The organism is Pseudomonas sp. S10E 269, assembly GCF_002798465.1.
Classification (GTDB): domain Bacteria; phylum Pseudomonadota; class Gammaproteobacteria; order Pseudomonadales; family Pseudomonadaceae; genus Aquipseudomonas; species Aquipseudomonas pergaminensis.
In genome coordinates this window covers 96,847-111,015 of the sequence record NZ_PHIJ01000001.1, presented here as the reverse complement: position 1 = coordinate 111,015, position 14,169 = coordinate 96,847, and the positions used below count along the sequence as shown (strand labels likewise).

At 61.5% G+C, this 14,169-nt stretch carries 12 protein-coding genes and 1 pseudogene; 5 read left to right on the top strand and 8 right to left on the bottom strand.

What is annotated here, in order from left to right; all coding sequences use genetic code 11:
• Positions 1-156 precede the first annotated feature (156 nt).
• From CWC48_RS00540 to CWC48_RS00530, 3 genes are all read right to left on the bottom strand, one after another.
• The gene (locus CWC48_RS00540) at positions 157-2,640 is read right to left on the bottom strand and encodes a TonB-dependent receptor (protein ID WP_100491132.1); all 2,484 of its coding nucleotides are present in this window, start codon (positions 2,638-2,640) and stop codon (positions 157-159) included.
• Positions 2,641-2,745: 105 nt separating this feature from the next.
• Positions 2,746-3,696, bottom strand: coding sequence for a FecR domain-containing protein (locus tag CWC48_RS00535; RefSeq protein ID WP_078047745.1), 951 nt, complete (start codon positions 3,694-3,696; stop codon positions 2,746-2,748).
• On the bottom strand, positions 3,683-4,198 hold the full coding sequence (locus CWC48_RS00530; protein ID WP_078047746.1) for a sigma-70 family RNA polymerase sigma factor: 516 nt from the start codon (positions 4,196-4,198) through the stop codon (positions 3,683-3,685). Before CWC48_RS00530 ends, CWC48_RS00535 begins: the two co-directional genes overlap by 14 nt.
• 160 nt (positions 4,199-4,358) lie before the next feature.
• Here CWC48_RS00530 and CWC48_RS00525 point away from each other — a divergent pair.
• A pseudogene (locus CWC48_RS00525) lies at positions 4,359-4,472 on the top strand (LysE family translocator); the annotation flags it as partial.
• Between the two features lie 920 nt (positions 4,473-5,392).
• Here CWC48_RS00525 and inhA read toward each other — a convergent pair.
• The gene (gene inhA, locus CWC48_RS00520; protein WP_100491131.1) at positions 5,393-6,073 is read right to left on the bottom strand and encodes an isonitrile hydratase; all 681 of its coding nucleotides are present in this window, start codon (positions 6,071-6,073) and stop codon (positions 5,393-5,395) included.
• 90 nt (positions 6,074-6,163) lie between these two features.
• Between inhA and CWC48_RS00515 the strand changes: the two genes are divergently transcribed.
• On the top strand, positions 6,164-7,168 hold the full coding sequence (locus CWC48_RS00515; RefSeq protein ID WP_078047748.1) for a GlxA family transcriptional regulator: 1,005 nt from the start codon (positions 6,164-6,166) through the stop codon (positions 7,166-7,168).
• Here the strand turns inward: CWC48_RS00515 and CWC48_RS00510 are convergent.
• The 4 genes from CWC48_RS00510 to CWC48_RS00495 form a co-directional block, all read right to left on the bottom strand.
• The gene (locus CWC48_RS00510; protein ID WP_100491130.1) at positions 7,102-8,016 is read right to left on the bottom strand and encodes an alpha/beta fold hydrolase; all 915 of its coding nucleotides are present in this window, start codon (positions 8,014-8,016) and stop codon (positions 7,102-7,104) included. The two genes, CWC48_RS00515 and CWC48_RS00510, sit on opposite strands and share 67 nt — an antisense overlap.
• A gap of 74 nt (positions 8,017-8,090) precedes the next feature.
• Positions 8,091-8,564, bottom strand: a complete 474-nt coding sequence (locus tag CWC48_RS00505) for an isochorismatase family protein (RefSeq protein ID WP_078047750.1) — start codon at positions 8,562-8,564, stop codon at positions 8,091-8,093.
• Positions 8,565-8,612: 48 nt separating this feature from the next.
• Positions 8,613-10,439 carry a glycoside hydrolase family 15 protein gene (locus CWC48_RS00500; protein WP_100491129.1) on the bottom strand — a complete coding sequence of 609 codons (1,827 nt, stop codon included), beginning with the start codon at positions 10,437-10,439 and terminating at the stop codon, positions 8,613-8,615.
• On the bottom strand, positions 10,432-11,232 hold the full coding sequence (locus CWC48_RS00495; RefSeq protein ID WP_100491128.1) for a glucose 1-dehydrogenase: 801 nt from the start codon (positions 11,230-11,232) through the stop codon (positions 10,432-10,434). The genes CWC48_RS00500 and CWC48_RS00495 overlap by 8 nt, the downstream gene beginning before the upstream one ends.
• Before the next feature lie 254 nt (positions 11,233-11,486).
• On the opposite strand from CWC48_RS00495, the gene CWC48_RS00490 reads away from it, so the two are divergent.
• Genes CWC48_RS00490 through CWC48_RS00480 form a run of 3 tightly spaced genes read left to right on the top strand, consistent with a single transcriptional unit; the run spans position 11,487 to position 14,165 of the window.
• A complete protein-coding gene (locus CWC48_RS00490) occupies positions 11,487-12,191 on the top strand; it encodes an HAD family phosphatase (RefSeq protein WP_078047753.1) in 705 nt (234 codons plus the stop codon).
• A 25-nt stretch (positions 12,192-12,216) separates the two neighbouring features.
• Positions 12,217-13,440, top strand: a complete 1,224-nt coding sequence (locus tag CWC48_RS00485) for a transaldolase family protein (protein WP_100491127.1) — start codon at positions 12,217-12,219, stop codon at positions 13,438-13,440.
• Positions 13,437-14,165 (top strand): sulfotransferase family protein, encoded by a 729-nt coding sequence (locus CWC48_RS00480; RefSeq protein WP_078047755.1) that lies wholly within the window; start codon positions 13,437-13,439, stop codon positions 14,163-14,165. The genes CWC48_RS00485 and CWC48_RS00480 overlap by 4 nt, the downstream gene beginning before the upstream one ends.
• Positions 14,166-14,169: the final 4 nt, after the last annotated feature.

Sequence of the window (14,169 nt, the reverse complement as noted above, 5' to 3'; positions counted from 1 at the left end):
GGACACTCGGTCATTGGCTGTGTTTTTGAGTGTAGGAACAAATGTGAGATTTTTCCTGCTTAAAGGAAAAACCTTTTTTGAGGCGAGGTAGGAAAGGGGGACAAAGAGGGTGTGGCAGGGCGCACTTAGTGCCCTGCCACCGGGGCTTTCGCCGGATCAGAAGTTGCCTTTCAAACTAACGGTGAAATTGCGTGGTTCACCGTAGAAGTTGCCCCAGGAGGCGGTGCCGACCGTGTTGTAATAGCTTTTGTCGAACAAATTGTTGCCGTTTAGCGCGACCGTCCAAGTGTCGTCGATGCGGTATGCCACGCGAGTGCTCCAGGTCGCGTAACCGGCCTGTTCCAGCTTGATGGTCTGCACGCGGTAGTTGCTGCTCTGGGCATTGACCCCGGCACCGACGCTCCATTTCGACAGCGTACCGTCAAGCTGGTAGTCACCCCACACGCGCAGCATATGCCGAGGCACGTAGGTGTTGGATGAGCCGCCTTCGACCTTGCTGTCGATGTTTTTCAGGGACTTGGTCTGGGTGTAAGTGTAGCCGCCGAAAAGCTGCAGGCGTTCGAGCAATTCGCCGCTGATTTCGGTCTCCACACCTTGGGCGCGCACCTTGCCCGTGTCGGTGTAGCAATAGCCATCGGCGGAGGTCGGGCACATCGTGGTGTAGTCGGACTCGGCGCCGTTTTTCTCGATGGCGCGGAACAATGCCAGGGAGCTGTTGAGGCGCCCGTCAAACCATTCACCCTTGATCCCCAGCTCGTAGTTGTCACCGATCTTGGGCTTGAGCGCCGCGCCATCGACGGTGGCGTAGGAGCTTTGCGGTTGGAAGATATCCGCGTAGCTGGCGTACACCGACAGGTGCTCGTCAAGGTCGTAGATCAGTGCGGCAAATGGTGTGACTTCGCCGGTTTCCTTGGTTCGTGCGTCCTGCACAGCCCATTCGCCCCAGGCCAGGTTGTTGGACTGGCGACGGTTTTCGTACCAGCTCACGCGGCTGCCGACGATAAACATCAAGGGCTCGGCCAGGCGCAGGCGCAAGGTGGCGTAGGTGCCGTATTGCGTGGCGGTTTCCTTGACCGTGCCACCGCGGTACATGTTCGGCCAGAAGGTGTTGTCGGCCGGTTCCGGGAAGTGGTGGTCGGGTTGGTAGATGCTCTGGCGCTTGGGCAGGTTCTGGATCGCGTATACGTCGTCCTGGGTGCCACGGCTGCCGTTGGCGCCGAGGATCAGTTCGTGTTGCAGGCCGAAGGCTTCGAACTTGCCGTCCACGTAGGCGTCGAGGCCGAAATCCTTGTGGTCGTAGTCCATCAACGCTGCATAGGAGTTGGCCGTGGGCGCCGGGTTGCCATAGTTGATGGTGCCTTCGCTGGCGGCATACTTGGTGTCTTGCAGGTTGCGGCTGTGGACCGCCGCGACCTTGAGTTTCCAGTCATCGTTGAAGTGGTGGGTGACGTCGGCGAAGAATGTGGTGCGCCGGCTCTGCCAGTCATTCCAGGATTGGCCCAGGCAGGTCGAGCGGCTCAGGTTGGCGCTTTTGCCATCGGCATAGCGCGGCAGGCCGCCCCAGCACGGGGTCGCGTCGACATCTTCATAGCTGGCACCGACGCCCAGGGTGGTGTCCGGCGTGAGGTCGAAATCCAGCGCGCCATAGAAAGCCTGGTCCTGGCGCTTGGCGATGTCCATGTAGGAGCCGCGCGTCTGCTGGCTGACGGCCGCGCGTCCACGCAGGGTGCCGCTGTCATTCAGCGGGCCGCCGGTGTCGACGTCGGCGCGGTAGTTGTCCCAGGTGCCGGCGGACAACGACAGGCTGGTGGTGGGCTTGGCCTGTGGCCGCTTGCGCACGAAGTTCACCGCGCCGCTGGCGGTGCCGGCCCCCTTGAGCATACCGGCGGCGCCCTTGAGCACTTCCACGCGGTCATAAATCGCCATGTTCGCGCTGAAACTGTCGGCTTGGACGTAGTCTTTGCCCATGTCCAGGGGGACGCCGTCGTACTGGTACTGGCCGAGCATCTTGAAACCACGGGAATAGAAATACTTGCCGCCCATGGGCGACTCGTAAGTGGTGATGCCGGGTGTGCGTTCCATCACGTCATCGATGGTGGTGACGTTCTGGTCGTCCATGAATTGGCGGGTCATCACGCTGACCGATTGCGGGGTTTCCCGCAGGCTGTGTTCGCCCTTGCCAATAGTGACCGCGCCGGTGGTATAGGAACCGGTGCCGTCGGTGGTGGCGCCCAGGCGTTCAGCGTTGATGAGGGTGGCGCCGAGGTTCAGCGAGCCGCTGTCGGCCACTTGCGGCAATAACAGCCATGTGCTGTTGCTCTGGCGCTGGGCTTGCAGGCCCTGGCCGCGCAGCAACTGTTCGAGTGCCTGCTGAGCATCGAAGCGGCCGCTCAAACCCGGGCTGGTCTTGCCGGCAACGCTGGTGGCATCGTACGACAGGCTGATGCCGGCCTGGCGCGCGAACTGGTCCAACGTACTGGCCAGGGGGCCCGGCGCGATGGTCCAGTCGCGGGCCTGGGTGTCGCTGGCCGGTGTGTCGGCCATCACCGCCAGTGGCGCGGCGCCGCTCAGGCAGACGCCAAGCAAGGCGGCCTGTACCGCGCGCTTGAGGGGAGAACGGGGGGAGGGGAACGCTTGCATGACCGCGGAATGCTCCTGAAGGAAGTGGACAGATCCGGCCTGTTGATCGGCCTTTCCTTACAGGTCGAGCGGCAATCGGCATTCACCTCATTTATTTTTGAGAAATTACACGCGCGGTGAAACGGTCACCCAGTAGCGGCTGCGGTAGGTGACATCAAGCTTGAGCGATTGCGCCACCAGGCCCAGTACTTGATCGGTGTCCTCCAACTGATAAGTCCCCGACACGCGCAAGCCGGCCACGGCTTCGCTGCAGCGCAACAGGCCGTTGCGGTAGCGGCCCAGTTCGGCGAGGAAGTCGTCCAGGCGCATGTTGCGGGCGCTGATCACGCCGTCGCTCCAGGCCCATGGATCAAGGCCATTGGCGACTGCCGGGCGAATGCCGTTGCGGTTGAACACCACGTGCTCGCCGGGATTGAGTACCTGGCGGGCGTTGGTTTCATTGCCATTGGCAAACACCGCCACCGCGCCCTGTTGCACCGCCAACAGCGTGCCCTGGGCCTCCTCGCGTACCAGAAAACGCGTGCCAAGGGCGCGCAGGTGCCCGTCGCGGGTCTGCACCCAGAAAGGGCGTTTGTCGACCCCGGTATCCACGAGTATTTCACCCTGGCGCAACTGCACCAGGCGGCGTTCGGAGGTGAACGCCGTGTCGATCGCACTGGCGCTGTTAAGCTGGATCCGGCTGCCGTCGCTCAACCCCACCCAGCGTCGCTCGCCGGTGGCGGTGCGGTGCTCGGCCATCAGGGCGGGCAGGGGCGTGTAGTCGCGGCCAAGCCAGGTCAAGCCGGCGGCCCCGGCAACCAGACCCAGCAGTTTCAGGCCTTCACGGCGGCTGATGCGTTGGCGCGCGCCGCGCAGGGCATGCCGGCCGACCTGCGCCGGCAGTTGATTGAAATCGTCATTCATGGTCGCCACCCGCTGCCACACCTGCTGGTGCTCGGCGCTGGTGTGCAGCCAGCGCTCGAACGCGGCGGTGCTGGCGTCGTCAGCCACATTGAAGCGCAGCGTGATCATCCACTGGATGGCCTGGTCCACCAGGCGTGGGTCAGCATTCGGCATAACGCAACCGGTAACAGGCGTGCAGCGCTTTGGACAGGTCGCGCTCCACCGTGGCCTTGGACACCCCGAGGCGCAGGGCGATCTGCGCGCAGGTCAGGCCGTCCAGTTGCGCGAGCAGGAAGGCTTCGCGCACCCGAGGCTTGAGCTGGTCGAGCAGACGGTCGATGCGCTCCAGGCTATCGAGGATCAGCAGGCGGGTTTCTTCCGACGGCACCTCGACTTGCGGGAAATGCGCGAGGCTTTCCAGGTAGGCGCGTTCCAGCTCACGGCGCCGGTATTGGTCGATCATCAAGCTGCGGGCGATGCTGCTCAGGTACGCGCGCGGTTGCTGCAAGCTCTGTTGCTTGCGCGCGTTGAGCAGGCGCACGAAAGTTTCCTGGGCCAGGTCGGCGGCGTGTTCACGGCAACCGGTGCGCCGGCTCAGCCAGCCGCGCAGCCATGAATGATGGGCTTGGTAAAGCTGGCCGATGGCGGCATGGTCCAGTGGGTGATCGCTCGACATGGGCATCCTGGCGCAGCTGTCTTAATTGATAATGTTTCGCATTCTAGTCGTTGCTCGTGACCCTTCGCAATTGCCGCAGCGCAATGTATCCAGCACAATTTTCTGTCAGCCCTGGATGCTCGGACTAATCTGCAGGCTTTTCCCGGTGGAAGGCTTGAGCATGATCGACTTGGCGACCCTGGCGGTTTTTTCCGGTGCTGTGCTGTTGTTGCTGTTGTTCCCGGCGCCGAACATGGCCTTTGTGATCAGCCATGGCGTCACCCACGGTTGGCGACGGTGTTGACGGTGTTGGCGGTGCGTTTGGCGGTGATGTCTCGCCCGGCCTGATTTGATGAGCGTACGACTGATCAAAATGTAGGAGCTGGCTTGCCTGCGAAAGCGGCCTGACAGCCGACCACAATCTAACTGTCACCCGCAATTCAAATGTGGGAGCTGGCTTGCCTGCGAAAGCGGCCTAACAGCCGACCACTCTCTAACTGCCACCCCGCGATCCAAAATGTGGGAGCTGGCTTGCCTGCGAAGACGGCCTGACAGCCGGCCGCTCTCTAACTGTCACCCTGCGATCCAAAATGTGGGAGCTGGCTTGCCTGCGAAAGCAGCCTAACAGCCGACCACTCTCTGACTGTTGCCCCGCGATCCAAATGTGGGCGCTGGCTTGCCTGCGAAGACGGCCTGACAGCCGACCAATCTCTGACTGTCGCCCCGCGATCCAAAATGTGGGAGCTGGCTTGCCTGCGAAGGCGGCCTGACAGCCGACCTGGATGTTGGATCTGATCGAGTACATATCCGTTATTTGGGTAACGGCCGCTTATGGTTCCGCCCTTACGGCGGCTCACTTTTGAAAAGCCCAAAAGTAAGCAAAAGGCTCTTGCCCCAACACTCGGCACCTCGCCTAGGCTCGGTGTGCCCGTAATCCGACAGGTATTTGGGGGGCCGCCGCCACGCGCCATCCATGGCGCGGGGCGGCTAAACCGGCATCCCTGCCGGTTTACCCCCCAAATCCCTGTCGAATTCCGGCCAGCGTGTTTGACGGGGCGCCTGAGATCAAAAGCAAGTCAAGATCAAGATCAAGATCAAGATCAAGATCAAGATCAAGATCAAGATCAAGATCAAGATCAAGATCAAGAGCGGCTCGCTTCGCATCGTGGTTAGCTTGGGGGATGCGTGTCTAACGCCGGCAGGTGCTTTGCAGAATCAGCCCAACCGAGCAGCCGCGCGTGCGACGATCTCGCCGCGCACTCTGCGCGATTCGGCGGTGCGTTTGTTGGCTTCTTCCAGTACGTGCTGGGGCGCGGTGTCCGGGCGGCCGGAGTCGAAGGGGGGCGCGGGGGCGTATTCAATCTGCAACTGCACCAGTTGCGCCGCCGCTTCGCTGTACAACTCGGCCGCCAGGGTGAGGGCGAAGTCGATGCCGGCGGTGATGCCGCCGCCGGTCAGCAGGTTGCCGTCACGGACCACGCGTTCCTGGACGGGGATGGCGCCGAGCGGGGCGAGCAGGTCGTGGTAGGCCCAGTGTGTCGTCGCCTTGCGTCCACGTAGCAAACCAGCCGCACCCAGCACCAGCGCGCCGGTGCACACCGAGGTCACGTAGCGCGCGGTCTGTGCCTGGGCCTTGAGGAAGTCCAGGGTCTGCGGGTCTTCCATCAGTGCGCCCACGCCGGAACCGCCGGGTACGCAGATCACATCCAGGCGCGGGCAGTCGGCGTAGGTCATGGTCGGGGCGAACACCAGGCCAGTGCTGGAGGTCACGGGTTCCAGGTCTTTCCACACCAGGTGCAGTTTCACCTCCGGCAGTGAACCCAGCACGTCGTAGGGGCCCGTGAGGTCCAGCTGCTGGATGCCGGGGAACAACAGAAAGCCGATCTGCAAGGTCATGAATGAAGCTCCGTGAAAGGGGTGGACGGCTTCACTCTAGAGGCCTAGGCTTTGGCGAATACGCCATTGAACCCACGAATCACGCCAATCATGCCTCGAATCGTTCACGTCCTCGCTTTCGATAACGCCCAGGTGCTTGATGTGACCGGGCCGCTGCAAGTCTTCGCCTCCACCAATGACCTGGCGCGCCAGCGCGGTGAACCCTTGCCTTACGCGGTCTCGGTGATCGCCGCTCAAGCGGAGCCGGTGAGGACCTCCGCCGGCCTGGCCCTGGTGGCCGAGCCGTTGCCCGCTGCGGACGCGCCGTGCGACACATTGGTGATTGCCGGCGGTTGGGGTGTGTACGGTGCTGCCGAAGACCCGGCGCTGGTGGACTGGGTGCGCGAGAAAGCCAGGCACACCCGGCGCATGACGTCAGTGTGCACCGGCGCGTTCCTGCTGGCCGCCAGCGGCATGCTCGACGGTTGTCGCGTGGCCACTCACTGGACCCGTTGCGAAGAGCTGGCGCGCAAATTTCCGTCGCTGACGGTGGAGTCCAACCCGATTTTCATCCAGCAGGGCGCCGTCTGGACGTCCGCCGGTGTCACCGCTGGTATCGACCTGTGCCTGGCGCTGGTGGAGGAAGACCTGGGTCGCGCCGTTGCCCTGGAAGTGGCGCGGCACCTGGTGGTGTTCCTCAAGCGCCCCGGCGGCCAATCGCAATTCAGCGTGACCTTGTCCCTGCAAAAAGACGACAGCCGCTTCGCCGAACTCCACGCCTGGATGGCCGAAAACCTGACCCTCGATCTGAACATCCCCACCCTGGCCGCCCAGGCCGGCATGAGCGAGCGCAGCTTCGTGCGCCACTACCGCGCCGAAACCGGCCAGACCCCGGCACGCGCCGTCGAGTTGATCCGGGTTGAAACCGCGCGCCGCCAACTGGCGGACAGCACGGCGTCGATCAAACGTATTGCTGTGCAATGCGGGTTTGGCTGTGAAGAGACCTTGCGACGCAGCTTTCTGCGCGCGCTGGACGTCACGCCCCAGGCCTACCGCGAGCGCTTTTCGCCAAGCAGTTCCAGCAGCGCATCAAGTGTGGCCTGCGGCGCTTCCTGAGGCATATTGTGGCCCACGCCCGGCAGCACTTGGCGCCGGTAAAACCCGCTGAAATGCTCGATGTCGTCATCCACGTCGGACGGCGGACCCACGCCATCATCGGCGCCGCACAACGAAATGCTCGGCACTGAAATTGCCGGTTGCAGGGCCAGCGCGGCTTCAATGGATTCCAGCGCCGGGTCGCCGGGCGCGTACATGAAACGATGGCGATACGAGTGAATCACCACCTCGACAAAATCCGGGTTATCGAACGACGGCGCCGTCTGGTCATACAGGCTCGGCCCCTCGGCCCAGGACGGCGACCACAGTGCCCACAACAGCTTGCACAGTTCACGCCGGTTGGCGGTCAAGCCGTCCACGCCGCGCTGGGTATGGAAGTAGAACTGGTACCACAAGCGATGCTCCGTGACAGGCGCCCGTGGCTTGAGGGATTTGGCAATGTCCTGGATGTTGTAGCCATCCGCGGTCACCAACCCGCGCACCCGCTCGGGCCACAGCGCTGCGACGATACACGCGGCACGCCCACCCCAGTCATAGCCCGCGAGGGTCGCCTGGGGAATGTGCAGCGCGTCCATGAAATCCAGCAAGTCCTTGGCCAACGCCGCCTGCTGTCCGGAACGCATCACCTGCGCATTGATAAAGCGCGTCGGGCCATAACCGCGCAGGTACGGCACCAACACCCGGCACCCGCGCGCGGCCAGTACCGGCGCGATCTCATCATAGCCGCGCGGGTCATAGGGGAAGCCATGCAGCAGGATCACAGGCGTACCGTCGACGGGGCCGTGGGCTTCATAAGCCACGTCGAGCATGGAGGTGCGCACGAAGTGCAGGGGGAAGGCGGTGGTCATGGTGGGCTCCTGTCAGGTGCTGGAACTCTAGTCGAAGGGCGTGACGGGATGGGGTGGGATTGAAGGCAGTGGGGTTACTTGTCCAGGCCGAGGTCGGCGCGGCTTGCCACGTGCTTGAAGTGATGCCGCCACAAATCCACCCCCAGTTGCCCCGACCGGTCCAGTGACGAGCCCACTGTCAGGTCGCTGATCAAGGTTGGCTGCAGCCCCGCATCAAACAACGCAAACCCTGCCGCCAGCACGCAGGTTTCGGTCTGGATGCCGCACACCAGTACGCGCTCTGGCCCGAGGCTTTTGAGGTAGGCAACGGTCTCGGGTGTCGGCGCGTAGCCGTGCTTGATGAAGATGCGGTCGGCTGCAATCAGGCTCTGGTCATTCGGCGCCGGCTGCCAGCCGAGTTGCCGGACGAAGGGGGTGACGCTTTCGTCATGGCGCTCCACGGTGGCGACTGACGGCATGCGACCCAGCAGGGAGTTGATGCCGTCCACCAGCCACGCCGGCGGGTTGAAGGAGGGTTGCACGTCGATGATCAGCAGTACCTGGCGCATGGCGTTCCTGTCCGTGGTCGAGGGGCTGCCCATTGTGCACACGCCTCCTCAGGGTTGCCAGGTGGTTTTCTCGCCGCTGAGCTTGCGGTCCAGGAACGTCGCCGCGCTGATCAACGCCAGGTGGCTCAAGGCCTGGGGCGTGTTGCCCAAGTGGCGGGCCTGGCTGTCGAATTCCTCTGCGTACAAACCCAGGGGGTTGGCGTAGCGCAGCAGTTGTTCGAATTCCAGGTGAGCTTTTTCCACTTGGCCGGCGCGGGCCAGGCATTCGACATACCAGAAGGAGCAGGCCGCGAACGCGCCTTCGGTGCCTTGCAGGCCGTCGATCTGGCTGTCGTCGTTGCGATAGCGGTAGACCATGCCGTCGCGTACCAGGCTTTTCTGGATGGCTTCCAAGGTCGAGAGCCAGCGCGGATCGCTCGCCGCGACAAACCGCACCAACGGCATCAGTAACATCGAGCCGTCGAGCGCGGTGCTACCGGTGTGCTGCACGAAATGCCCGCGTTCCTCGTTCCAGAAGTTGCTCCAGATATCGGCGTAGATCGCTTGGCGGGTCTGGTCCCAGCGCGCGAATGGCGCCGGCAGCGACCGCTTGGACGCCAGGCGGATGGCACGGTCCAGCGCCACCCAGCACATCAGCCTCGAGTGCAGGAAGTGATGCTGCTCGCCGCGCATTTCCCAGATGCCCACATCTTGGGTATTCCAGATCTCGCAAACCTGGTCGGCGACTTCCACGGTGTGTTTCCAGCCTTCGTGGGAAATGGCTTCCCCGTACTTATTGACCAAGTACACCGCGTCCATCAGCTCGCCGTAGATGTCCAACTGGATCTGGTCGAACGCCTCGTTGCCGATGCGTACCGGCTTGGCGCCGCCGTGGCCGCTGAAGTGATCGAGTTCGGCCTCCGGCAATTCCTGGCGGCCGTCGATGCCGTACAGGATATTGATCTTGGTCGGCTGGCTGCAGCAGTCGCTGACCCGGCCTTTGAGCCAGCGCATATAGGCGTTGGCTTCTTCGATAAAGCCCAGGCGCATGAAGGCGTAGACGGTGAACGATGCATCGCGGATCCAGGTGTAGCGGTAGTCCCAGTTGCGCTCGCCACCGGGCGTTTCGGGCAGGCCGAAGGTGGCGGCGGCGATGATTGCGCCGTGTTTGCGCGAGGTCAACAGCTTGAGGGCCAGCGCCGAGCGGTTGACCATTTCGCGCCAGCGTCCGCGGTAATTCGATTGCGCGATCCAGCCGCGCCAGAACTTCAAGGTATGGGCCAGCGCCAGGTCGGTGCAGCCGCAGTCCACGCGTTCATCCTCCTGGCCGCCGAGAACGAACTCGGCACCTTCTTCCTGGCCCAGGGCAAAACTGGCCACGGCGGCGTTGTCCTCGATTTGCAGCGCGTGGCTGCCGGACAGGCGCAGTCCGGGTTGGCCGTCGGCACTGAAGACAACGGAGCCGTTATCCATGTCGGCGTGCGTCGGCGTGCGGGCGTAGTCATGCCGCACCGCGCAGCGCAGATGAAGCGTGGCCTTGCCACTGACCACCCGCACGCGGCGGATCAGCAGGGGCAAGTCATCGATTTCTTCGCTGATGACCAGCAGGTCGGTGATCTCGACCACGGCGTCGTCGCTGAGCCAACGGGTCTGCAGCACGTTGGTGTCGGGCAGGTAAATCTGTTCGCGGCGCGCGTTGGGCAGGTCCGGGGTGAGCTGGAAGATCCCGGCGTCGGGGCTGTCCAGCAGTGCGCAGAAGATCGACGGGCTGTCGAATTCCGGCCAGCAGAAAAAGTCGATACTGCCTTTGTCATTCACCAAGGCGGCACTGCGCATATCGCCAATAATGCCGTGGGCATCGATGGCGCTCTGTTGTTCGTTCTTCAAATCAACCATTGCCACGAAACTCCGGATATAGACTCATGCCGCCGTCAATAAAAAGCGTGCTGCCGACGACATAGTCGGACGCATCACTGGCCAGCCACACAACGGCGTTGGCCACATCTTCCACATCGCCTACTCGACCGTAGGGGATCAGCTTGAGCAGTTCCTGTTCCGCCGCGCCTTGGGTGGCCGCCCGGTTAATCGCCGTACGGATCGCCCCCGGCGCAATGCCGTTGATGCGGATGCGCTGTTCGCTGACTTCCTGGGCGAGGGTTCGCATCAACATTTCCACGCCGCCCTTGGATGCTGCGTAATTCACGTGCCCGGCCCAGGGGATCAACTGGTGCACCGAGCTCATATGAATGATTTTGCCGGCAGCCCGCGACACGCCTTCGCGCACGCCCTGGCGGTTGAAAATGCGCACGGCCGCACGGGCGCACAAGAACTGGCCAGTGAGGTTGACGCCAATCACCGTATTCCAGTCCTCGAGACTCATGTCCACCAGGTTGGCGTCCTTCTGCATACCGGAGTTGGCCACCAGGATATCGAGGTGGCCGAAGGCATCCAGGGTCTGGGCAAACAGCCGTTCCACGTCTTCTTCTATTGATACGTTGGCGCCGATGGCAATCGCTCGGCCACCCTCGGCGTTGATCTGCTCGGCCAACGCCTCGGCCGGGGCGGCCTGGCTGTTGTAATTCAGCACCACGGCCGCTCCGGCTTGCGCCAGGGCCTTGGCCGCGCCGGCGCCGATTCCGGAACTGGCGCCTGTCACCAGGGCCACTTGTTTCTCCAACGAGATACGCATTGCTCACCGACCTTAAAATTCGTGAGTTCAAGTAGCTGACTGACGGCGCGCAAGGGAAGTTCATCCGTGTGAATTTAGCGACTACAACCATGGTGAAAAATGGAATAAAAGAACTATAAAAAATAACCATAAGATACTAAAAAACCGCTCAAAAGCGTTTGACAGGCTTTTTCGTCGCGTGTCTTATAGGCACACCTCAGCCCGCTCCGTTGGTAGTTCGGAAGTCATCGCGGGGCCACCTATAAGAGATATCTATGTGCCATTCGGCCGATATAGGGGAACTACCAGGTCAGGTAAAAACAGCAGCCTTAGTTGGCGTGCCTAAGTTAGTCATCTTCGATTGCGACGGTGTGCTCGTGCAAAGTGAAGAGATAACCCTGTCTGTGTTGATCGCCATGCTTAATGCGCTTGCTCAGCGCGAGACGATGCTTGATGTCACCCGTTTTATTGAGCACTTTCGTGGGCGCAAGATTGCCGATTGTTTGCGTGAGGCTGAACAGCTTTTAAATATCAGCCTGGAGGCTGAGTTTGAACAGCACTTTCGCCAGCAGGCATGGGAAGCGCTGACACTCAGTTTAAAAGCCACAGAGGGAATGATTGAAGTACTGGAAGGCCTGGCGGTTCCTTATTGCGTTGCGTCGAGTGCGCCGCGCAATAAGATCGAACACTGTTTGCGTATGACCGGGCTGCTTCCTTATTTCGAAGGGCGAATATTCAGTTGTTATGAGTTGGGTCGTTGGAAACCGGATCCCTTGGTGTTTCTGACCGCCTGTGACACCTACGGTGTTGATGTCAGTGATGCCGTGGTGGTTGAAGACAGTGTTACCGGCATTCAGGCGGCGGTTGCCGCCCATATAAGTGTCATCGGTTTTGGCCCAGCCCATCGGCATTCGCAGTTGGCCGCCGCCGGCGCAGTGCCCATTACCGATATACGTGAATTACTGGCCATTTTTAATTGATCTCATTACTCAGGGAGGAGGCGTCGTGAACACACTTGGTTACCCGGAGCGGCTTAAACGCAACGATCAAAGCTCGCAAGTTTGGTGGGATTCATCGCCTGCCGTGTACCTGCCCTACAAACAACACCTGCTGGAAAAGTACCCGGCGGCGGCCACTTATATAGAAGCCTTGATGCCGGATGAATTCTCAGCGCCTTGGGGCTTGTGCAGCGTGACCACCAACCCCCGGTTGGTGACGGCCGTAATCCTCGAAAAGCGCGAGTATTGGTCTTCACGCTTCAACCTGGCCAGCCTGTCTCCAGCTGAGTTGCGCAAGCAGTTGTACAACGAGGTCATCCTCGAAGGGGCTGCGACGCTCAAGCCGCGCTGGGTTCAATCGGCCCAAGCCGAAGGCTGGATTTCCGCGCAAGTCGACCCGGTGGACGTGCGCTGCACCGAGCGCATGACCGCCAGGGGCCTGGAGCTGCAGCGCCTGGCGCCGAACGTGATGGTCAAGGTGCCGGGCAGCCTGGAAGGCATGGCAACCGTTGAACAACTGGTGGCCCAGGGCGGGTCGGTGAATATCACGTTCTGCTTCACGGTCGCCCAGTTCCAGGCGGGTATCCAGGCCATCGAGCGCGGCAGGGCGACCGCGCGCAGCAACGGGATCGACACCAGCCACTGCAACTACGTCATTACCTTCATGATTGGGCGCTTCGCCTGCCAGCCTGAATTCACGCTGCAAGCGGCGGAACGCGGCCTGGCATTGAGCGCCGAGGAGCTGCGCTGGGCCGAACTGATGATCTACGAGCAGATCCAGGCGCTGGTGGCGGCCTCGACCGTGCCGGTCAAAACCCTGCTCTCGAGCATAAAGGTCGACGTGGACGAGCGGGGCAACAAGCACTGCTGGCACCTGGAAAAAACCGGGCAGACGGCGACCTGCTATACGCTGACCCCGGAGGTGGTGGAGTTTCTGATCGAGCGCGAAAGCCACGGCAAACCGGTGGCGCCCGCCGTGCAGCCGCAGAAGCCGCCGGCGGCAACCTTCGCCAAGCTGATTCGCATCCCGTATTTCTACGAAGCCTACTTTGTCGACAGCATCGAGCCGTACGACTTCGGCAACCACGAAGCCTTCATCAACGCCTGCAACGAGGCCAACAGTGCGCACCGACGCCTGGCCGACTTCTGCGTTCGGCTTTGCCCGGTGACCAAACCCTTCAAGCGCGCACTCAATGCGTTGCTCGCCGCCGAATTCGGGGTGATCGCATGAACCGTATGATCGGGTTATGGGCCCATCCACGTTCGCGCTCCACCGTGCTGGAGCGTGTGTTTATCGAGCGGGGGGACTTCGAGGTCTTTCATGAACCCTTTGCGCACATGGCCTTTTCCGAGGACTCGGCGATTCCTTCGGATGAGTGGGATCACAGTTTGCCCACGACTTACGAGGGTATAAAAGAGCATCTTCTCAAGGCCCGCGAGCGCACTAACGTGTTTCACAAAGATATGTGCTACCACTGCCTGGATGACTTGAAAGTGGATGTCGGCTTTCTTGCGCAACAGGACAATGTCTTTCTGATTCGCGAACCCGCCAGCAGTATTATTTCTCATCATCGGGTGCACCCCGATATGCCGTTGCAGGCCATTGGGCATAAAGCGCTGTATGACATCTTTTGTGTGGTCACCAAACTAACCGGCAAAGTGCCTTATGTGATTAATGCCGATGATCTGGCGGCCGACCCGGAGCGAGTTATTCGCAAACTCTGCGATCACCTGGGTATTGAGTTTTTGCCACAGGCCATGACATGGAAACGTGAATGTCCACAACAATGGAAAACCTGGCGCAGTTGGCATGTGGCGGCAGAAAACAGTGAGCGTATTGTGTCGCCGGATAATCAACCGGTTGATGTGCAGGCATTCGAACAGTTTCCGAAGTTAAAAGCGATGTATGAATACCATCGGACCTTTTACGCGCGCATGAATGAGTTTTGTCAATAAGGAT